At 40.1% G+C, this 21,173-nt stretch carries 23 protein-coding genes; 5 read left to right on the plus strand and 18 right to left on the minus strand.

Annotated features, from left to right (window positions below; all coding sequences use genetic code 11):
* Positions 1 to 26: 26 nt before the first annotated feature.
* The 5 genes from RV00_RS12165 to RV00_RS12185 form a co-directional block, all read right to left on the minus strand.
* Positions 27 to 935, minus strand: a complete 909-nt coding sequence (locus RV00_RS12165; protein ID WP_071862867.1) for a sensor histidine kinase — start codon at positions 933 to 935, stop codon at positions 27 to 29.
* Positions 922 to 1,611: a response regulator transcription factor gene (locus RV00_RS12170; protein WP_071862868.1), complete on the minus strand. Its 690-nt coding sequence runs from the start codon at positions 1,609 to 1,611 to the stop codon at positions 922 to 924. Before RV00_RS12170 ends, RV00_RS12165 begins: the two co-directional genes overlap by 14 nt.
* A 77-nt stretch (positions 1,612 to 1,688) precedes the next feature.
* Entirely contained in the window at positions 1,689 to 2,447 is a 759-nt protein-coding gene (locus RV00_RS12175) for an ABC transporter ATP-binding protein (RefSeq protein WP_071862869.1), read from the minus strand.
* Positions 2,448 to 2,462: 15 nt separating this feature from the next.
* Entirely contained in the window at positions 2,463 to 4,781 is a 2,319-nt protein-coding gene (locus RV00_RS12180) for an ABC transporter permease (RefSeq protein ID WP_071862870.1), read from the minus strand.
* Positions 4,782 to 4,917: 136 nt separating this feature from the next.
* Positions 4,918 to 5,475 (minus strand): TetR/AcrR family transcriptional regulator, encoded by a 558-nt coding sequence (locus tag RV00_RS12185; RefSeq protein WP_071862871.1) that lies wholly within the window; start codon positions 5,473 to 5,475, stop codon positions 4,918 to 4,920.
* A gap of 211 nt (positions 5,476 to 5,686) precedes the next feature.
* On the opposite strand from RV00_RS12185, the gene RV00_RS12190 reads away from it, so the two are divergent.
* Both RV00_RS12190 and RV00_RS12195 read left to right on the plus strand, forming a co-directional pair.
* Complete coding sequence (locus RV00_RS12190) at positions 5,687 to 6,430, plus strand: ABC transporter ATP-binding protein (RefSeq protein WP_071862872.1); 744 nt, start codon at positions 5,687 to 5,689, stop codon at positions 6,428 to 6,430.
* Positions 6,417 to 7,508 (plus strand): ABC transporter permease, encoded by a 1,092-nt coding sequence (locus RV00_RS12195; protein WP_071862873.1) that lies wholly within the window; start codon positions 6,417 to 6,419, stop codon positions 7,506 to 7,508. Before RV00_RS12190 ends, RV00_RS12195 begins: the two co-directional genes overlap by 14 nt.
* A 175-nt stretch (positions 7,509 to 7,683) precedes the next feature.
* Here RV00_RS12195 and RV00_RS12200 read toward each other — a convergent pair whose 3' ends face one another.
* On the minus strand, positions 7,684 to 8,286 hold the full coding sequence (locus RV00_RS12200; protein ID WP_211272393.1) for a PepSY domain-containing protein: 603 nt from the start codon (positions 8,284 to 8,286) through the stop codon (positions 7,684 to 7,686).
* A 328-nt stretch (positions 8,287 to 8,614) separates the two neighbouring features.
* Here RV00_RS12200 and RV00_RS12205 point away from each other — a divergent pair, with 328 nt between their 5' ends.
* Positions 8,615 to 10,081, plus strand: a complete 1,467-nt coding sequence (locus tag RV00_RS12205) for an AcpB/EbpR/MafR family transcriptional regulator (RefSeq protein WP_071862875.1) — start codon at positions 8,615 to 8,617, stop codon at positions 10,079 to 10,081.
* Positions 10,082 to 10,139: 58 nt separating this feature from the next.
* Here the strand turns inward: RV00_RS12205 and RV00_RS12210 are convergent, their stop codons facing one another.
* The 9 genes from RV00_RS12210 to rpsP form a co-directional block, all read right to left on the minus strand.
* A complete protein-coding gene (locus RV00_RS12210; protein ID WP_084133299.1) occupies positions 10,140 to 10,277 on the minus strand; it encodes an HTH domain-containing protein in 138 nt (45 codons plus the stop codon).
* Between the two features lie 290 nt (positions 10,278 to 10,567).
* Positions 10,568 to 12,217 (minus strand): MutS-related protein, encoded by a 1,650-nt coding sequence (locus RV00_RS12215; protein ID WP_084133300.1) that lies wholly within the window; start codon positions 12,215 to 12,217, stop codon positions 10,568 to 10,570.
* A 146-nt stretch (positions 12,218 to 12,363) separates the two neighbouring features.
* Positions 12,364 to 12,711 (minus strand): 50S ribosomal protein L19, encoded by a 348-nt coding sequence (rplS, locus tag RV00_RS12220; protein WP_010740291.1) that lies wholly within the window; start codon positions 12,709 to 12,711, stop codon positions 12,364 to 12,366.
* Positions 12,712 to 12,852: 141 nt separating this feature from the next.
* Entirely contained in the window at positions 12,853 to 14,121 is a 1,269-nt protein-coding gene (locus RV00_RS12225; protein ID WP_071862877.1) for a TIGR00341 family protein, read from the minus strand.
* 80 nt (positions 14,122 to 14,201) lie between these two features.
* Entirely contained in the window at positions 14,202 to 14,936 is a 735-nt protein-coding gene (gene trmD / locus RV00_RS12230) for a tRNA (guanosine(37)-N1)-methyltransferase TrmD (protein ID WP_071862878.1), read from the minus strand.
* Positions 14,926 to 15,450, minus strand: coding sequence for a ribosome maturation factor RimM (gene rimM, locus RV00_RS12235; RefSeq protein ID WP_071862879.1), 525 nt, complete (start codon positions 15,448 to 15,450; stop codon positions 14,926 to 14,928). Before rimM ends, trmD begins: the two co-directional genes overlap by 11 nt.
* Positions 15,451 to 15,473: 23 nt before the next feature.
* Positions 15,474 to 16,322, minus strand: a complete 849-nt coding sequence (locus RV00_RS12240) for a membrane lipoprotein lipid attachment site-containing protein (RefSeq protein WP_071862880.1) — start codon at positions 16,320 to 16,322, stop codon at positions 15,474 to 15,476.
* Positions 16,323 to 16,401: 79 nt separating this feature from the next.
* Complete coding sequence (locus tag RV00_RS12245) at positions 16,402 to 16,647, minus strand: KH domain-containing protein (protein ID WP_071862881.1); 246 nt, start codon at positions 16,645 to 16,647, stop codon at positions 16,402 to 16,404.
* Positions 16,648 to 16,658: 11 nt separating this feature from the next.
* Positions 16,659 to 16,934 carry a 30S ribosomal protein S16 gene (gene rpsP / locus RV00_RS12250; protein WP_071862882.1) on the minus strand — a complete coding sequence of 92 codons (276 nt, stop codon included), beginning with the start codon at positions 16,932 to 16,934 and terminating at the stop codon, positions 16,659 to 16,661.
* A gap of 226 nt (positions 16,935 to 17,160) precedes the next feature.
* On the opposite strand from rpsP, the gene RV00_RS12255 reads away from it, so the two are divergent.
* Together RV00_RS12255 and RV00_RS12260 are read left to right on the plus strand one after the other, a co-directional pair.
* On the plus strand, positions 17,161 to 17,715 hold the full coding sequence (locus RV00_RS12255; RefSeq protein WP_071862883.1) for an NADPH-dependent FMN reductase: 555 nt from the start codon (positions 17,161 to 17,163) through the stop codon (positions 17,713 to 17,715).
* Between the two features lie 101 nt (positions 17,716 to 17,816).
* Positions 17,817 to 18,464: a GNAT family N-acetyltransferase gene (locus RV00_RS12260; protein WP_071862884.1), complete on the plus strand. Its 648-nt coding sequence runs from the start codon at positions 17,817 to 17,819 to the stop codon at positions 18,462 to 18,464.
* 29 nt (positions 18,465 to 18,493) lie between these two features.
* Here the strand turns inward: RV00_RS12260 and RV00_RS12265 are convergent, their stop codons facing one another.
* The 3 genes from RV00_RS12265 to RV00_RS12275 all read right to left on the minus strand — a co-directional run bounded on the left by RV00_RS12265 (position 18,494) and on the right by RV00_RS12275 (position 21,132).
* The gene (locus RV00_RS12265; RefSeq protein ID WP_071862885.1) at positions 18,494 to 19,006 is read right to left on the minus strand and encodes a dihydrofolate reductase family protein; all 513 of its coding nucleotides are present in this window, start codon (positions 19,004 to 19,006) and stop codon (positions 18,494 to 18,496) included.
* Positions 19,007 to 19,079: 73 nt separating this feature from the next.
* Positions 19,080 to 20,489, minus strand: a complete 1,410-nt coding sequence (locus RV00_RS12270; protein ID WP_071862886.1) for a C69 family dipeptidase — start codon at positions 20,487 to 20,489, stop codon at positions 19,080 to 19,082.
* A gap of 76 nt (positions 20,490 to 20,565) precedes the next feature.
* Positions 20,566 to 21,132: a DNA-3-methyladenine glycosylase I gene (locus tag RV00_RS12275; RefSeq protein WP_071862887.1), complete on the minus strand. Its 567-nt coding sequence runs from the start codon at positions 21,130 to 21,132 to the stop codon at positions 20,566 to 20,568.
* Positions 21,133 to 21,173 lie beyond the last annotated feature (41 nt).

Genomic DNA, 21,173 nt, shown 5'->3' on the forward strand with positions numbered 1-21,173 from the left:
ATTTTTTTCATTTCGTACAACTTTTTTCAAATCGTAATTACAAATCGTTTGGTGTATTCTTCACCATCTAGCAGCGCGATTTTGAATCCGTGTTTTTCAACGATCGTTTTCACGATCGCCAAGCCTAGCCCGTTTCCTTGAAAACTACGTTCGCTTTCGCTCTCACTTATAAAAGGCTGGAATAATTTTTCTCGCTCATTATAAGGAATCGGGTTGCCGTTATCCGCAAAAATAATTTCTGTGATATCTTTTTGCACAGCGATTGAAATGGCCAGCTTCGTTTTCGGCGGATTGTGCTTACAGGCATTGATTAACAGATTGCTGAACACCCGATTAAATTCGGTTGGATCGATCATTCTAAAGAGCGGCTCCTCCGGCAATTCTAACAGCAACTCGATTTGATGGCTTTCCAGCAAGTCATAGTTAGCGGCAATCACTTCTTTTAGCAAATAGTTGACATCGCATTCTTCACTCTTCAAACGAAATTCAGCTGCATTCAGTTTTGTATATTGAAACATCAGATCCAATAATTCATTAGCTGTCACTGATTTTTGATAAATGATTCCTGAAACTTCTTTGATTTCTTCTGGTTCAACTATTTCTTCATTGAGTGCCTTGGAAAAACCAGTGATACTCGTCAAAGGGGTCTTCAAATCATGCGCAATATTGGCAAATAGTTGGCTTTGTTTTTTTGCGAGCCGCAAACTTTCTTGACCGATTTTTTTAGTTAAACTACGGTAGAACAAGAAAGAAAAAAGAAGCAATGCCACTACTTGAGCTAGGGTCGCAACGATTGGGGAGACGAGCTGATAGTCTGAACCGAAAACCCAAGTATCCAGCTCATAAATCAACTCATCTATCAGATCACCGATAATCGAAATAACAAAAAAATAAAAAATAAAGGAGCGCATAATAGCATTTTTAAGTTTCTCCATGCGCCACCTCCAAACGATAACCCAAGCCTCGGATTGTCTTAATCCGCTGATTACCGATCTTGTCCCGCAACTTGCTCATCATGACTCGAACGTTATTGTCACCTGCAAGCGGGTCTTGCCAACCATATTCATAAATTTGTTCCTTCGTAAAAACTCGCCCAGGCTGTTCCATTAATAATTTTAAAACGCGAAATTCTACCGCCGTCAACGATATCGGGCATCCTTCCACGTAAGCAGTGCAGGCAGGAACATCGAGTCGCAGTTGGCCTACCTGCAGCGATTCGTTCTTAGCTGTGGCAGAAAGTCCTAATTGATGATACCGCCTTAGTAATGCTTTGATCCGAGCAATCGCTTCATTAGGATCAAAGGGCTTCGTCAAATAGTCGTCAGCGCCAATCTCTAAACCGAAAATTCGATCGGAGGCTGTGATCCGTGCCGAGATAACCAGAATCGGCAGATTTTTTGTTTTGCGCACTTGGCGAATCAGTTGAAAGCCGTCGATCTCCGGCATCATGATATCAACGATCAACAGGTCAATTTCTTTTTCAGCCAAAATCGTCAGCGCCTCACGACCATTATAAGCTTCAAAATGATTGATTTCTTCACTTTTTAAATACATTTTCAGCAGCTTGATAATTTCTTTTTCATCATCGACATGCAAAATATTATAGGCCATTCAGAAACGCTCCCTTCCTGAACACATGGTTTACTAATCATTTTATCATATTTTATTTATCGGATAGCCGCAGTACCTTAAATTTCCGCAGCCAGCATCCTCTCATTGATAGCTTCGATCCGAGTTTCTAGTTGCTCATGTTGATACGTTCCCAAATAAATTTCCGTAGTAATCTGACCATCCTCCATAAAAAGGACCTTTTCACTTTGGGCCGCCACCTTTGCGTCATGGGTAACGATCACTACTGTCGTTCCAGCTTGATTGATTTTCAGTAAAATAGCCATAATTTCTTGCGCTGCTTTGGAGTTCAACGCGCCCGTCGGCTCATCGCCAAAAATTATCTTTGGCTGACCCATCAACGCCCGGCAAATTCCCGCTCGCTGCAATTGTCCACCAGAAACTTGTGTGATTTTACGGTCTTTAAGCGGGTGGATACCGACCATTCTCATTAACTCCTCTGCTCGCTTTTCTAACGCACCGGTCTCTTTTCGCTTCGTTAGGCTGGGTAAAATAATATTGTCTATCAGCGAGAGATTTCTCAAAAACGTCGGCTGCTGAAAGATAAAACCCATTTGCTTTCGGCGAAGATTTGCTAACTGATCTGCTTTCAACTGATTTAGCGACTGCTGATTAAAAACAACCGTTCCCGAATCAAGAGTATCCAGCCCGCTGATAGCATAAAGCAACGTTGACTTGCCAGAACCAGAAGGCCCCATAATGGCAACAAATTGACCTGCTTCAATTTGAATATCCACTTGATTCAAGACTACTACCTGCTCTTGCCCTTCACCAAAACTTTTAATTATCTTTTTTCCATCAATCATAATTTGATTCATCTTGATCATCCTTTTCTAGTCTTTCAAATTTTGTGAAATTTCGATCCTGGCTGTTTGGCTCGTGACTAATTTGGTGGTGGCAATTGTCACCGCCAGCATCAGTAAGGGACATCCCCAATAGACCAACCAGCTGCCGCTTAATGCGACTTGCACTCCACCCAAGGCACTCGTGATTCCTGCCGCTAAAACTTTTCCAAGAGTCATAGACAAAATTGTCCCCAAGCTTACCCCAATCAATAAAACCGTCAGGCTGCGAGCTAAATATTGATTAGCAATCGCCTTATCGTTAAAACCAAGGGCTTTTAAAGTGGCGATTTCTCTTCGGTCCTTCACTAGCAATAACTTAATAAACAGCGCAGTAATCAAACCGGTAACTACTAAAGCAATCATAATAGATCCAAAGGCAATCAATTTTAAAGAGGCAATCATTGAACCTAATGTCTGGTCACGATACTCGCGTGTATTATTTATTTTGGCGTAAGGCAAATCCCGCTTGTATTGTGCCATTTTCCTCTCTAAATCTGTTGAACCCTTAACATCAATATAAAAACTAGTCCAAATCTTCGGAGTCTTTTGATCTTCAAAAGTGGCTTTTGCAGTTTTCCCACCATTAAACACGTTGGCGTAGATGCCTGTGACAATAAATTTTTCCTCTTTACCTGCAAGGAGTAAAATCATCGAATCCCCAATTTTCTTCTGATATTCCTCCGCGTTGATCGTAGATAAGGCCAACTCGTTTGCTTTTTCAGGCTGTCTCCCGGCTGTATAGCTGACCGGAAATTTTTGATAATCGCCCAGTTCGACGGATAATACATTGTCCGTTGAACCCGTTTCCTTCACTTCAAAATTTTTAGTCGTAATCGTATTATAAGTAACGATCTCATCGTCCTGATCAAGATAGTCCTGCATCTTTTGTTCATACTCATTGTTATTGGTTGATTCATAAAGACTAGTAAGTAAATCGACCTTGTTGCTAATACCGATTCCTTCCACAAATTTGTCGGAATCAACCGTCTGATAAACTAAAGCCGGTACAATCATAATAAAACTAGATAGCATTGCCACTAATAACAGAGTGAAATACATTTTTTTACGGTTGATCAGGTCAAGGATGCCTATTCGAGCATTGGGTGACAAGAACTTCAATTTACGTAAATTGAGGCGAGTCTTAGTGCTAACTTTTTCTTTAGCCCCGTTAAACCGAATAGCCTCTACCGCCGAGATTTTTTTAAAGCGGTTCAATAAACGATAAACATACGCAATCATCAAGCACGTCACAACGAATACACCAATAACCGCAACATACCAGCTTAACCCTTCATTTCTACTCGCTCCCATAAAGAGCTTGATATTTTCCAATAATTGATAACTTAGTGGTAATGAGATCAGATAACCTAGTAAGCTACCAAAAACCGCGATGGCTAGATACTTGGCTAAATAGATTTTTTTAATCTCCTTGATTTGAAGTCCGATCGCTTTCATTACACCGATTTCGTGATACTCCTCTTCGATCTTTGCCAATAACGTGAAGCGAATGCACATGAAAGCCATCAATACCACTAACAGACTGATCAACAGCAGAACCGCGATCATGATTCCATCAGACATCGCATTGCCTAATTTGATTAATCGATAGGAGACGGCTGGACCATTAACTTCTAAGCCGGCTTTTTTATAAGCTGCTTCAAATTGATTAAGCTTCGATGGGTCCTTTAAACGAAATTGAATAATATATTCCAAACTTCCCTTAGAAAAAAGTTCTTGATATTGTTGCGGGTGAACTAAAAACCGCTTAGATCCGGCCATTTGTGAGTTCATCGTACCGTCTCTCAAAAACCCAGTGATTTGAAATTGTCTGCCGGCGAGCTTGACTGTATCCCCGATTTTAGCAATCCCTTGCTTCTTGAAGATTACCGGTACATAGAGCTCTCCCGGTTTAGGCTGGATCCGTTGATTCTCCATATCCAAAAAGTAATCTAAGTTTTGATTTTGCACGGCGATTCCATTATCTTCAACACTATCAGCAAAACTGTGATCCTCAATTTGAATATCGGAGCCGCGGAGATTCAGAAACTCGGAAACCTCATAAGAAGCGACATTGCTATTGTTTTTTACAAAATCAGCTAAACGACTCTGGTTCACCGTTCCGGCATGCATTTGCATATAGTGAGGAGCTTTCGCTGTTTCCATCAAAGTATCAATTGAACTGGCTAAATTCACGCTTAAAATCGCAGCTAAAGCGACTAGCACTGCAGCGGTAACAATAAACATCGTTGTGGTAGCTGTAATCAATTTACTTGCGCTGATGTCGTTCTTGATTAGTTTCCAATACATCCCACTCACCCTACTTTCTATCCCCACTATACCGATCCAAGATTTCGTGAATGTAGGGGGAAGCTTAACTGAAGATTAAAATTATGGCGTACAAAAAAAAGCCTTGAAGAATCTAACTACCTCTTCAAGGCTTGGCTTATTTTTTGAAATCAAAGGTGATCAAGTGCGTCATGATTTTTACTAGTTCGGCTGGCGATTCCTTCTGTCCACGATTGATCCAATCTTGCAACACGCCCAACAGTGCATTGCTTAAAAAAATAATCGCAAAATGCTGTTCCGTTTCACTTTCGATCTTCAAGTTCAACTGTGGGAAAATATTTACCCGCGCATTCTCCTGCATGACTCTTTTTATATAATTTTGGACTTCCACCGAACCATTTTCCGATAGTAAAGCAGCAATCAACTTACCCTCTCCTTGAAGATAATTCAACATATTTGAAAATAGTTTGGTTTTGTCTCTGTCACTAGTTTCTGCTAAAAATTGATTAGCTTGATCACGAAATTTTTGTAAATTCACTTCAACCAAATCATATTTATCCACATAGTGAAGATAAAATCCGCTGCGGCTAATCTCCGCCTCTTGGCAAATATTTGTCACGGTGATCTGCTCAAAGCTTTTCGTTTGAAGCAGCCGCGTCATGGCCGCCAAAATATTTTTTCTCGTGCGTTCATAACGCAGATCCGTTTCTTTCATTTTCTAGCCCTCCGACAATTAATAAACACTTTTTCTCAACCTGTACATTACCAGCAGTCTTTCCTTGCATCCTTAACGAGTCACTATATAATTCATATAGTACAAAATAATAGACACTGTGTCCATTTTATAAACGTTACTGCTTTGACTTAATGAAAAGCTAGAAATAACCAGCGTCGCAAAAAATTTTTTTAACTAATTAGGGGGACCCATGATGGATGCTAACAATATAGTCGCGCAAATATCTCAGGCGTATAAATCATTTGATAAACGGGAAGTTTTGAAAGATGTCAATCTACAAATTGAAGCTGGAAAAATCTTAGGCTTGATTGGACCAAGCGGTGCCGGTAAATCGACCACGATAAAATGTTTACTGGGAATGGAAAAATTGGATAAAGGCCAAACCACCGTTTTTCAAACCAAGATGCCTAATCGTAAAGTCTTAGCCCGCGTCGGCTATATGGGACAAAGCGACGCCCTATATTCGGATTTGACTGCTAAGGAAAACTTGATTTTCTTTGGCAAATTAATGGGACTAAATGGCGATACATTAGAACAAGCAATCCAAGAAAATATGGCGCTGGTCAATTTAACTGGAGCTCTCGATCAAATCGTCTCGACCTATTCTGGTGGAATGAAGCGGCGCCTATCGTTAGCTACGACCTTATTGTCGAATCCCGATCTGCTCGTATTGGATGAACCAACGGTTGGGATTGATCCCACATTGCGTGTCGCTGTTTGGAAGCAACTGCAGCATTTGGCAGCAAAAAATAAAGCAATCGTCGTCACGACCCATGCGATGGACGAGGCAGAAAAATGTGACTCTGTTGGCTTAATCATTGAAGGAAAACTTTTTGCCTTCGGTACGCCGGCTGAATTAAAACAAAAATTCCGAGCGGTTTCGATTGAAGAAGTCTTCTTGAAATCGGAGGTCGATAGCAATGATGCGTTTTAATGCCATCCTCACTAGAGTCATAAAAGAATTGATTCGTGATAAACGAACCTTAGCCTTAATGCTGATTGCGCCAGTGATTGTTTTGTCTTTGATGAATGTTGTTTTTGATTCCAACTCAGAGACCCATGTAAAAATCGGCGTGGACTCGACCGTTCCAGCCTCATTAGTAAAAAGTTTTCCCTCAGATGAAGTCAAGACGAAAAAATATCAGACAGGGATCAATATCCATGACACTATGAAGGACAACAATCTAGATGCCTTCATTTCCTTGGATGATTCGACCGTTAAAGTCACTTATGAAAATGAAGACCCTAGCAGTACTGCTCAAATTAAAGGCATGATCCAATCGATCTTAACCACCAGCAAAATGAAAGAAATGAATCAGGAGCTGCAAGTCTTAGCTGAAAAAACGCAGACCCCTTTGAAGCTACAAAAGCTCACGGTTAAAAGTTCTTACGTTTACGGCAGTGCTGACAGTACTTTCTTTGATAAAATCTTTCCGATTTTGATTGGCTTTTTCGTCTTTTTCTTTGTCTTTTTGATCTCAGGCATCGCCCTTTTACGTGAACGAACCAGTGGTACCTTGGAAAGGTTATTAGCCACACCAGTCAAACGCAGCGAAATCGTCTTTGGCTATCTTGTGGGCTATGGTCTATTTGCCATTTTGCAAACATTTGTGATTATTTTCTTCTCAATCTATCTTCTTAAGTTGCAAATTGTTGGCAGCTTGCTGTGGGTGATTGTCACGAATATTCTGATCGCCTTAACAGCACTTTCCATGGGAATCTTTGTTTCGACCTTTGCCAGCTCGGAATTTCAAATGGTTCAATTTATTCCGTTGATCGTTATTCCACAGGTCTTCTTCTCAGGTCTGGTTCCATTAGATACAATGGCAAATTGGGTCCGAGGACTTGCTTATATCTTTCCCCTCAGTTACGCCGGCAACGCTTTGAGTGCAATTATGATCAAAGGTCAAGGCATAGAAACAATCGGACCTGATCTAATGATTTTAGTTTTGTTCATCGCTGTCTTTACTGCATTAAATATTATCGGACTTAGAAGATACCGCAAAGTCTGAATTCTAGGAAAGAGGTTGGGACAGAAATATTCAGCTTCGAGAACTTTCGGCTTATTTTCGAAGAAGCTACTTCTGTTTCACCGTTTATACATGAATAGGAGCTGGGATTATATCAATGCCCTAGCTCCTTTTTTACTAAAAAAGACAATGATCACAGGATCATCGCCTCTTTAAACTATTGGTCGTCCGTCTCTGACTCAAGAATTTTTCCAGATTGCGCATCAACTTTGACGTCCGTCTCTTTTTGACCATCTTTTACTTTGACTTCCCAATAAGTTGTACCTAGCTCTTTGTCCAAACTCCATTCAGTCGCTTCACCCTTACCAACATGTTCCACCGCCAGATCAGATACCTTCTCAACACTTAAAAGTTTATCTAACTCTAGTTTGTCTTCTTTTCTTTTGGCGCCGTCTTTATCGTCGGCGTCTAACGTTTCCTCCCGCTCTTTCGACACGTCCTTCGTATCTGCGTTGACAGTCATTTCATATTCCTTCTCATCATCAACACCTTCAATTTTATAGACATATTTCCCTAAAGAGCTTTCTAGCTCCAGTGACGTAATATCGCTGTCAGGATAAGCCTCTTGATAAGCCTTGATGGCTTCATCGGCACTCACTTTGAACGACTGATTGCTGCGCTCACTGCTTGCTTGGCTTTGACTACTTTGACTCGTTGTTTGAGAGGTACTAGAATTAGCGGAATCCGTTGAATCCGAACCACAACCAGCTAATCCACCAATCAACCCAAGAGACAGACCAAAAACAATTATTTTTTTCACAATTACTCGCTCCTTACATTTTATTTAGCTAATTTCTTAAAAAAATAGAATGAAATTGAGCCCTTTATTCATTTTATCATCTTACTTCCAATAAGAAATGAAAAATGATTGATTATAACTAGATTGTAAAAAAATTCTCATTTTGAATATTTTTTACGTTGGGATTTCCAAAATAAGCATTACAAATATTATTAAACTAGTTAATAAAAAAACATCTTTAGGTTTATACTCTCGCAAAAAATAAAATCTTAATCACTACCATAATTATTTTCAACTTACATCTTTTCCTTTATAATAATAATATCAATCCATTGAAAGAAGGCTTATCATGAGACATGCGTTATCCTCAACTAAAAATCGTCAGATCAATATCATCCAGATTCTACGAACAGCGAATAATTATGTCTCCATCAAACAACTAGCCGAAAGTGTGAATGCCGTACCAAAAACGGTAGTAAGTGACTGTCTAGAAATTGAAGATCAATGGGGCGATATCGTTCAAATCGAAAAAAGTGCCTCCGGTGAGTTTCGCTTGTCTGAGAAAGATAACCATTCGGTACACGAAATATTTTCAGCGATTCTTAAAGAGTCGCCAACCTTCCAATTATTGGAGCTACTCTTTTTTCAGCCGGGAAAGTTACGGACCGATCTAGAGAAAGAGCTTTTCCTCAGCTCATCAAGCCTTTATCGTCGCATCGTTAAGCTAAATGAAGGCTTGGGCGAACGCGGGCTGCAAATCGATAGAAATCAGCTGTGTCTGATTGGTAACGATGAACGGCAACTGCGAATTTTCATGGCGAGCTACTTTACTGAAGTCTATGATGTCTATGATTGGCCTTTTCCACTAAATCAAGCAGCGATATTGAAAGCGGCAAATTACTTAAACGAAACCTTCAACTTAAATTTAACCTTCATTCAAAAAACCGAATTTTCCTTTTTGATTGCTGTTAGCTTGATCCGTCAAGGGCAAGGCTTCTTCAATCATCAAAAACGCAATATGTATACTAAAAATCATCTAAAATTTTATCAACCTTCAGTCACGCGTGGGCTAGCTAACTTAGATTTACCGCAAAGTGAACATCACCAATGTGACTTGATCCAAACTATTTTTTGGCCTAATTTCGCTTGGGACAATCAAGAAGAAGAAGATCGTATCACTCGGCTTTGTGATGCCACAATCGCTACAATCATCGAAGCCTTAGGCATCACTATTTCCGATCAAAGCCGGGTAGAGTGCGTCGATCTTTTAAAGATGACTTACACTTCATACAAAGTCTACCCTTATGAGAAACACGTGGCGTATAATCGCGAACTCTACAACAGTTTAACGATTCAAAGAGACTTTATGGTTTTCAGCAGAGTCTTGATGAAAACACTCAAAAATTTAGAGGCCAAAGTTCATTTCCCTTGGTACTCGTTATATTTTCATTCTATTTTATTTGAGCTATTCATCTATTGGAACGATCTTCCTGAAAAATTAGCAGCCCTGCGTCAACCGGTTAAAGTCGAGGTTTGCAGTGATTTAGGCATTAAACATGCGCAGCTTTTAGCTCACTACCTTAAAAACAATTATCCGGGAAAAATTTCTTTAGATGTCCAAGCGGAAAAAATCTATGCCAAGGTGGCGCAGGAGTCTTTGACCTCTGATCTATATGTTACCAATTTTTCCACCCCAATCATTCCAGAAGAAAAGTTATTTGTGATCGAAGACGTTCCTTCAGCCAAAAGTTTAAGCGCGTTAGCTAAAAGAATCGAGGAGCATCGAATGAATACATTGATTGGGCAGCTGTCTTAATTGAATTAAGAATAGTAAAAAGCTGTATGAACGAAAGATCGTTCATACAGCTTTTTATTTAGATCCTAATCAGATAGTTTTTTGTTCGAACTGTTCGATCTGATAGGGATAATTTAGAGGCTAGATATCCGATTGTAACATACTCACCATTATGTTCTATTAAAAAACTCAACAAAGCCTTTTCCTTCTGCCTCATCCTCAATCACTCCTAAATTTTTTATTTTTCACTGTTCATTGCATTTACCTGTTTAAATCAATTAAGGAAACCTTTAGTACAAATCAAGAATAATATGTAAGCGTTTCCCTATCAACGTAGAAATTTCCGTATCAATAAGGAAAAAAATTGTAGATTTAAGATTTAATCATCCTTCAAAGATACCTAATATAAAAGAATTGTCTATAATATATCCAATATAATTGAATATATTATAGACAATTTAGTCAATTATTTAATTTTAAAGAACAACTAATGAGTCTTTAACCATTTTACTCAAACACTGTCCACGTACGATGCTTATCGAAATATTCTGCTTCACTTTGCGCCTGCTTCACAAGTGTTTCGGGATAGCCTAACACTTTTAAAAGCGCAATTGCATTACGGGTCGTCGCTGGTCCCTGTCGAACTTGGTAATCAAAATTGACCCCTTGTTCTTCTGTCACTTGTTCTTCAAAATGCAGATTGTCACATTTGGTCTTCAATATTTCCGTCAGCTCGATGTCGTGTGTGGCAACGAAGGCCAGGCTAGGATAAGCGCTGATCCAATTCACAACGCTAGAAGAAGCGGCAATTCGTTCAATCGTATTCGTTCCTTTTAATATCTCATCCACAAAACAATAGCAACGTTGACTGGTGGCGACTTGATCCAGTAACCGTTTGATCGACTTGATTTCCGCTACAAAATAACTGTCTCCTTCAATCACGTTATCTTCCACTGCCATCGAAGTTATCACATGGCCTGCTTGAATTGTAAAAGATTCCGCTAGCGCGGTATTGATCGTTTGCGCCAAGATAGCACTGATGGCGATACTGCGGACATAGGTCGATTTACCGGAAGCATTCGAGCCTGTCACTAAGATATTTTTTTGCCATTCAACGGGATTTGCTACTGGCCCATTAACTAAGGGATGATAAATATTCTCTGCCACAACGCCACCGGTTTTAAGCTGCGGTTGACAACTCAGGGGAACATAAATCCGAAAATTTAGAACAGCGATCGCCACTTCCATCTTCCCTAAAGCTTCCCACAAGTTTATCGCCTGCTGATTGTATTTGCTCAACCGCGTCAAAACAAAATTATAAGCAATAAACGGAATCATGAACATCATATTCAAGTAATCAAATAGCACATCCGCCTCCGTATTCCCTTTAATGCGAAAAGAAAAGCCCCACATTGCAATTCCCTTTAACGGCTGAAAGTTTTGCTTCATTTCCGCTTGCAGCGGCGTTTTTAGCTTACAAAGTTTTTTCGTCAAAACGATCGTCTGGACTAGGTAACGCATACTGTTCAACTCGATTTCCAAGCGAACTTTTTTATACATATAAAAAATAATATTAAAAACCATCGCCCCAATAAAAAGCAGTAAGGCCACCGGACCAATTATTAAAAGCAGTAGCAAACTAATTATCGGTAAGACTCCTAGTGCCACATACAACCAAAACGTTCCTAATTGCTCTCGCTGGCCGCTGGCTAAGTATTGTTTCGTAAAATTATTATCTTGCTTTCCCAGGCGGGCATAGTTATATTGGATCTCCTGCTGCATCTTCGGATTTTCTTCAAAAAAGTCTATCAAGTCTTCCAATTCTTGATCTTTCGCAAAATTGAAATTGCGCAGTTGTTGATAAAGCGCTTCGGAGCCGACACTAGAATACGTGCCATTAATCAATTTGAAAATTTCAAACATATCTAAATCGTGCCAAGTAAGCTCATCTACTTCACTATCCCAATGACGAAATCCCTTTTCAATCTGCCAAGCTTGGTTCAAGCTTTCCTCTTTATCCAGATGTGACTGGTATGGTTGCTTTCCCCAATTATCAATCACCTTGCGTTTCAATTTATAGCGCGAGTAAGTTTCCAGCCCAATCAAGGCAACAAACATCGCAACGATTCCACTAACAATTATCACTATCGCACTCATCATAGCTCCTTTTCTATCCGTTTTATTTAAGTGTAGCGAATAATAAAACTTTTTCAATCATGAATTAAACGTTGTACCAATACTTTTTTGTAAAAAGAAAAAGCCCTCGTTTCCACGAGGACCTTGCTTCATCAGATAATAATAGATTAACGACGAATTTCTTTGATACGAGCTGCTTTTCCGTGTAATGCACGTAGGTAGTAAAGTTTTGCACGACGTACTTTACCGTAACGAACAACTTCGATTTTTGCAACACGTGGAGTGTGTAGTGGGTAAGTACGTTCCACACCAACACCGTTAGAGATTTTACGTACAGTATAAGTTTCGCTAATGCCAGCTCCGCGACGTTTGATTACTACGCCTTCGAATAACTGAATACGTTCGCGAGTTCCTTCGACAACTTTCGCGTGTACACGAACAGTGTCCCCAGGACGGAATGCTGGGATGTCAGTACGTAATTGTTCTTGAGTTAGTTCTTGAATCAATGGATTCATATTTATCATTCTCCTTATTCCAAACATTCTTAGGACAGGTGCCCCAGCGGAATATCGTATAATTGATGAGCTTTGCACTCACCAAAACATTCTAACACAGATAAAAAGCATCTGTAAAGATAAATTTCTTGTCACGCCGGATTAATTCTCCAGCTTAATAGAAATTTCTTTATCTTGCTGCTTGATATAACTCTCGGCCTGCTGTTTGATTTTATTTTGTTCCGTCTCTGAAAGTTTTTTCTGAGTCATGATTTCGATCACACCGGTTTGCTCTCCGGTCTTGGTTTCTTGTTCCTTTAAGGAGATACTGGTGATTCGGTTAGGAAACTCAGTGAACAGCTTTTCTTTGATTTGTTCCATTTCCTGATACAACGAATGATCGCTGGCGGCGTTCGTTAAGCGCTGTGTTTCCGCTTGCGGGGTATTTTCTTGTTGTTGATTTTCTAAGTAACGATCTAAATCCTTTAGACTCAGCGCTTCGCTATCTGCGACTTGACGGACGCTTAGTTGATAATCCTTCAGCCGATAGTCGGCTAACTTTTCTTGCAACTGTGTGAGCTGTGATTTCGTCAGTTCCGAGCCGATGGTATCGATGGATAAATGATGGTTCTCTGTGTCTAGGGCTTGATTTAAAACGTAATAATCAGAGAATTCGTTGGCTAGGTATTTTTTAACTTGTTGTTCATCCACTTGCTTTTTTACTAAGGAACCAGCTGAGAAAATACTCGGCAGTAGGACTAAAACAGCAACGAAGATCATGACATAATTTCTCTTTTTTGCCTCACCTTTTTTCACCACTTTACGGGTAGAAATCTGAAAAACCTGCAGTACGATGAAGGAGGTCAAAATAATACAAGAAACATTGACGAGAAACAAATAACTGGCGCCTAAAAAGAAATCTAGATTTCTTTCGTAGATCCCATAACCTACCACACACAACGGCGGCATCAACGTCGTTGCAATGGCTACTCCTGGAACGATATTATTCATTTCTTTTTTTCTGGCACCGATCATACCGGCGATCCCACCAAAAATAGCAATGATTGCATCCCAAATCGTCGGCTGCGTACGGGCTAAAATTTCTGAACTGGCATAGGTGATCGGTGAAAGGAAAAAATAAAGGGCCGCCGCAATAATGGCGAAGCCGGCTTCCAATAGTAATAATTTCAACGCTTTGATCGTCAGCCGGGAATCAAAAGTCGCAAGCCCCATCCCTAGACCTTGGACTGGCGCCATGATCGGTGAGATTAGCATCGCACCGATCACCACTGGCTGTGAATTCATGTTTAAGCCGATAGAAGCAATCACGATTGCGCACACTAGAATCAGGACATTCTCCTTCTTTGGTGTGATTCCGTCATATATTTTATCGTAAAGCTCCTGATTCGTTAATACTGATGGATCGTCCATGCTCATCACTTCCTCGTTTTCTTTTAATTGTAGCAAAAAAGCTTGAATGACTGAAAAAATATGCAGTCACTCAAGCTCGTCTATTCTTCGTTCTTTATTTCAATTAATAATTTTTGCATTTCGGGAGTCAGCTCTAATTTTTCCAGCATGTCCGGTCGGCGCAAATAGGTTCGCCGCAAGGATTCTTTTAATTGCCATTCTTCAATCAGACGATGGTTGCCGTTCATCAAAACTTCCGGCACACCCATCCCTTCAAATTCAGCAGGTCGGGTATATTGAGGATGTTCCAGCAAACCTGTCGAGTGGGAATCCGTTTTCGCCGAAGTCTGGTTGCCCAGCACGTCTGGTAATAAACGAACAGTGGCATCAATCATTACCATTGCTCCAAGCTCGCCACCAGTCAAAACATAATCGCCTAAAGAAACTTCATCGGTCACTAAAGAACGAATCCGTTCATCATAGCCTTCATAATGTCCGCAAATAAAGACCAGCTGCTCTTCTTGGGAAAATTCCTCCGCCATTTTTTGGTTGAAAGGTTTTCCGGCTGGATCAAGCAAAATCACCCGTTTTTGTTGATTACTCGTTTCAGCTTCGATGGCTTTCAAATTATCATAGATTGGCTGGACCTTTAATAACATTCCAGCGCCACCACCGTAAGGATAATCGTCCACCTGCTTATGTTTATTATCTGAATACTGACGGAAATCATGTACCTTAATCTCCAATAATTCTTTTTCTACTGCTTTACCGATAATCGATTCTCCTAAAGGTTCTTCGATCATTCTAGGAAAGAGGGTCAGTACATCAATCCGCATCGTCTAACAATCCTTCCGGAAGTTCCACATGAACAGTTCCCTCAGTCAGGTCAATATCTGTTACAACTGATTCGATATAAGGAATCAGCGCGTCTTTCTGACCCTTACGTTTTACTACCCACACATCATTCGCGCCTGGTGATAAAATTTCAGTGATCTTTCCGATTTCACGATCTTCTTCATCAATGACTGTCAGACCAATGATTTCATGATAATAGTATTCATGTTCGTTCAGTTCAGTCAATTGCTTTTCAGATATTTTTAAAATGCCATCACGAAAGGCTTCGACTTGATTGATGTTGGGATAACCTTCAAAACTTAACAAGTCAAAATTTTTATGGCGACGATAACTGGCGATCGTTAAAGGTAAAACCTCTTGGTCTTCTCTAAATAAGAAAAGTTTTTCTCCAACTTGATAGCGTTCCTCCGTAAAATCCGTGGTTGAGATCACGCGAACTTCACCACGGATTCCGTGGGTATTGACGATTTTCCCGACTTTATAATAATTAGTCACGTACTTCCCTCTTTCTGCTTTCTCTATTGTGCCATCGAAACAGCCATTTTCAAGCTGCTCATGGCATCTGCGTTCATTATTGTATAAACCGTTTGATTGTTTTGCCAAACCACTGTATTGGATTGGAAATCACTTGGTGTTACTCGTAAGGAAATTTGGCCGGCCGTTTGTGGTACTGGTAAAAAGGCCCCTTCCAAATATTCAACCGTCTGTTTAGCCAACGGTTTCGGATCTTCTTGTTCCAAATTATTGGCGCGAACCGAAAGACTCCAATTACCTTCTTTCCAGCCTAAAAAGCTTGAGCCAGCACCAGCCGTTTGATAGCCGGTAATATTGTGGCCTAGATCAACCTGTTGGCCATTTGGATCATAAGTTTGTCCAACTTCATTTTGAGCCGTCTCTTTTGAATCAAAGGTATGACGTTGAAATTGTGCCACTGGTGTTTGACTATTTAAACTTGAATCATTAAAAGGCGTCTCTTCATTGACAACGTAATAATTCACTTTCAATGTTCCTTGTGCTTCAGAAGCAGTAATTCCAATTGTTTTACCGCCGCTAATTGTAGCCGGATCAGGAAATTTTTCATTTGGGTAATTGGCTTTGAGTTCTTCTAATGCGGTCATGGCATGATTGGCATGTGTCGAATCGGTTCCAGTTGCACTTGTAGCAGTCTTTGTGCTTGAAGCGACAGTTGACGATGGTTTTGCGCTACTTGGTTTACTGCTTTGCGAACTTGACGTGTTGGTAGTTGAGCTGGTCTTCGTCGTGGCTGTCGCCGTCGATTTTGTGGTGCTATCTTTTGAATCATTAGTTCCAGAGTTACAGGCGGCGAGTGCGAACAACGCGCTAAACAATACTAAAAATTTTTTCATGATGAAACACCTCCACCTTCATTCTACTCCACATCTACGTAAAAAACACTCGAATCAAACTGACTCGAGTGTTCCGATTTTATTTACCATCCACGATATTTAGACGAACTTTTTTCGGTCCATTCGTCCGGACGCTGTATACGATCGTACGGATCGCTTTTGCGACACGGCCTTGTTTCCCGATGATTCTACCGATATCCTCAGGTGCAACCGCTAAGTTGTACTCTAAGAAATCTTTAGACTCTTCGATCTCTAATTTCACTTCATCTGGTTTTGTCACCAACGGACGAACAATGGTCAACACAAGGTTAGTTAAATCTTGCATAATTGATCACCTTACTTCTTAGCGAATTTAGCGTCGTGGTGTTTTTGCATGATGCCTTCTTTAGAAAGAATGTTACGAACTGTATCAGAAGGTTGCGCACCTTTTTGTAACCAGTTTAAAACATTTTCTTCTTTTAAGACTACTTCTGCAGGGTCTTTCAAAGGATTGTAAGTACCCACAGTTTCGATAAAACGTCCATCACGAGGAGAACGAGAATCAGCAACAACGATACGGTAGAAAGGTTTCTTTTTAGAACCCATACGTTTCAAGCGAATTTTAACTGCCATTGTATAACTACACCTCCATATAATTAATCACAAGATGTAGTCTAACACGCTTTTGTTTAGCTGTAAAGAGTTTTTTCTTTACAGCTTCTTTTTCTTTCTAATCAGCGGTCGTATTCTTAAAAACGGTTGAAATAAAAATCGTAAGTCGTATCTTTTGCATCAATTACTTATTTTTTGTAAGATTAAAAAGTAGATAACGAATGTAATTTACTTAGGAGGAATAGTTATGACAAAAACTATCGGTATTTTGGTAGGAAGTTTACGTAAAGATTCTTACAACAAAATCGTCGCAAAACAATTTGCGGAATTATTACCAGAAGGCTTTGAAGCAAAATTTATTAAAATTGATGATCTTCCATTCTATAATGAGGATTTAGAGGTTGAAGGTCAAATTCCTGAAGCTTGGACTCGTTTACGTGAAGATATTAAAGGCGTGGATGGACTATACTTCGTCACTCCAGAATACAATCGTTCCATTCCAGCAGCTTTAAAAAATGCATTAGACGTTGGTTCACGTCCAATGGGTAGCAGTGTTTGGGGCGGCAAACCCGGCCTAGTCGTGACTGTATCACCTGGTGGCCCTGGTGGATTCGGTGCTAACCATATCTTACGTCAATCACTAGTCTTTTTAGATGTCCCAACCTTGCAACAACCAGAAGCATATATCGGTGGCATCATGAACTTAGTTGATAATGATGGTCACCTAGCTGACGGTACAGTGAAATTCTTCAAGACGATCACTGATCAGTATATTGAGTTCTTCAATAAATTAACAAAATAATTTGCCTTTTCTAAATGACTTGCGATTTTCGCAAGTCATTTTCTTTTTTTTTAATATGCTATACTCATTACTAAACAACCAGCTTTTTTAGGAGGGATTATTTGACCATTACGATTCGTTTGGAAGAAGAAAAGGATTATCGACAAGTAGAGGAAATTACGCGGGAGGCCTTTTGGAATTTGTATGTGCCTGGAGCGGAAGAACACTACCTCGCCCACACGTTGCGGAAACATCCTGATTTTATCCCAGAATTGACCTTCGTCATTGAAAAAGACGGAGAACTTATTGGCAGTATCTTTTTCAGCCATGCTAAAGTCGAAGATGAAGTAGGTAAAGAATATCCGGTGATTTCTTTTGGACCTGTCAGTATTACGCCTAAGTATCACCGGCAAGGCTACGGTCGGATGCTAATTGAACACGCCATCGCTGAAGCAAAACGATTGGGCTATCCAGCTATCGTAATCGGCGGCTTTCCTTATCATTACCATACTTATGGCTTTCTCGGGACAAAAAAATACGGTATCTCGATGCCTGATGGCAAATACTACACTGGGATCATGGCGTTGCCGTTAAAAAAAGGCGCATTGGATCAAGTGAGCGGCAAAATAGTTTTTTCCGAGGGCATGTATCCTGACCAAACTCACTTGGCAGATTTTGATGAAACCTTCCCGCCTAAAGAAAAGAAAGTTTTGCCTTGCCAAGCAAAATTTGAAGCTGCCGTCAATGAAATTGATGAAACTGAGTATTAAAAAAGTTTTGAGCCGCAGCTCAAAACTTTTTATTTTTTTAAATGTAATTGGGCGAATTGCCCGAATTGTTCTGTTTCGACCAACTGAAATTTCTGCTGATTCCTTTGCGGTAAGAATAGCGGTACACCTTCGCCTAATAAAATCGGTACAACTTGAATCCACCATTCTTCGATCAGGCCAGCTTCGATCACCGGTCGCAGAAGTGCCCCACCACCTACGACCCAAATTGTTTTATCTTCAGGCAAATGTTGAATAAAGGCTACCTGGTCTTGATCTACTAATTGGAGGTTATCTTCCAAATTTAAATTTGAACGACTAAAAACAAAATTCTCTTTTTCGGGATAAAGAACTTCCTTTGGTGCGTCTCGTTTCACCACATCATACGTTCGTCGTCCCATCATCGTATAGTCAATTCCTTGATAAAATTGATCATAAGGGACCAATTCTCCGCCTGGTTGATTATACAACCAATCCAATCGATCCTGCTTATCAGCTAAGTAGCCATCCAAACTGATCGCTCCATAAAACACTGCTCGCGCCATCAAATCCCTCCTCACTCTATTTTTATCATGATATCAAAGAAAGGCTTCCTCAAAAAATAGGAAGCCTCGATCTTTATAAATTGATATCCATTTTGTACGTTAACTTAGACAAATCAATACTACTTTTTACTAATTCGCCAATATACTTCATCGCTTTTTCTTTCATAGCATCGACGATTTCATGATTACGTTTTGTCAAATAATCGGTGAGTTCAGCTCCTTGCAAGCTTTGGGCCTGTTCATCAGTCTCTGCCACTAAACGAATCAAGTTCTCACGACAATCTTTGACAAAATCACTATCAGATTCAATCAGTTCACTATAGTGGCCTTCCACTAAAGCAGTGATCGTCCGATACATCCAATAGCCGTCTGCTAAATTCCAATCCAGTTTCGTATCGTTGAAGCTTGGGTCTGAGTCTGTCGCATTGCCATAAAATGGTAGATGTGGGTTAAAGGCCGGTACTCCTAAGCAGACCCACATAATGGTTGAAAGCTCTTCTGGTACGTGATTACGAACTTGCATAATATGTGAATCTTGTGTCCGATTCAAAGCGATTGGGCGATACAAATGTTTTTCACGTTCAGATCCCTTGCCGTAAGGATCATAAACGGTCTCATTGTAATGCGAACCTAAAATATAAGCGATATCTTCCAAACTGATTTTACGATTAGCTTTTTGTAAAAATGGCAGCTTAGAGGACACGGGACTCTGATCGATCTCAGGATTGAAATAACGTTGGCCAAACCACACCCGCGGCGTGTTGTAATAACGATCTTTTTCCGTATCTGTACCAAAAATATGACGGAAATTAAAGCCTTCGTGATCAGGATTCAAATGATTTTTTTCAACAAATTCTTGGATGCCTTCTGACCACATGAAGTTTTCTGGATCATCGAAGTCGATTTCTTCTTGAGCAACTTGATTAGCAATCACCGCATAATGGTCTTCGGGGATACGTTGCGCTACCCAATGATGACCGGTAACGATTTCCATGTACCAAACCTCATCTTTGTCGCTAAAGACCACACCATTTCCTTCCGGTGAGCCAGATGTTTTGATGATCTCCCCTAGATATTCCACACCATGTTTAGCAGAATCAATGTACGGTAAAACTGCGACGACCATTGAATCCTCTGCGATCCCATTTTTTACTAACGGATCGAAAGCCAAAACATGTTCATTGGCGTAGACACTTTCCGTCGCGCTGATGCCAACATTTTTTTCATTAAAGCCGCTGCCGCCAAAAATCCCTTCCTTTTCAACATTTACGTTCGGCACCATTTGATAACGATAAGCTTTTTTCGGATAATCAAAGGTAAAACCATTTTTATTCGATACGTATTTCCCTGTTTGATCGTCCTTGCTTGGAATCACTTGAATTTTTTGCGGCGTATCCGCCACAAACATATCGTTGTTCCGCGCCATCATTGTTGAACCATCTGTTGAAGCTTTTTTCCCTACTAAGATCGTTGTACAAGCCATTATAAAGGCCTCCTTTTTTCTTACAAATCAACTATAACGCTGATCGAAAAAAAAGACCAAAGAAAACCTAAAACGGTTACTTTTTGCTCAATTCTTCATAACGGAAACAATCGATTTTATGATCGTTAACGATTCCAACAGCCTGTAAAAAAGCATAAATCGTCGTGCTACCGACAAATTTAAACCCACGCTTTTTTAAATCCTTAGCGATCACGTCAGATAATTCTGTTTTCGCCGGGACATCCGCCATTGAAATTCTTTTTCCGTCGATCACTTGATGATCTACGAAGCCCCATAAATAATCTGAGAAGCTCAACCCACTCGCTTGCATTTCTAAAACTTTTTGGGCATTGTTAATCGCCGCTTCGATTTTTCGGCGATTACGAATAATGCCGGCATCTTGCATTAATGACTCGACCTTTGCTTCATCAAACGCCGCAACTTTTTCAAGCACAAATTGTTCATAGGCTTGATCAAAGTTCTCCATCTTATTTAGAATCGTTTGCCAGCTCAATCCAGCTTGATTCATATCTAACACTAATTTACGAAAAAGGCGTTGATCATCGTATTCCGGCACACCCCAAACGGTATCGTGATACTTTTGCATGTTCTCATTACTACCTGCCCATTCACATCTTTCCATTTCATCACTCCTCAATTTTTATTTACAAAAAACGAACATAC

Source organism: Enterococcus devriesei, assembly GCF_001885905.1.
Classification (GTDB): domain Bacteria; phylum Bacillota; class Bacilli; order Lactobacillales; family Enterococcaceae; genus Enterococcus_A; species Enterococcus_A devriesei.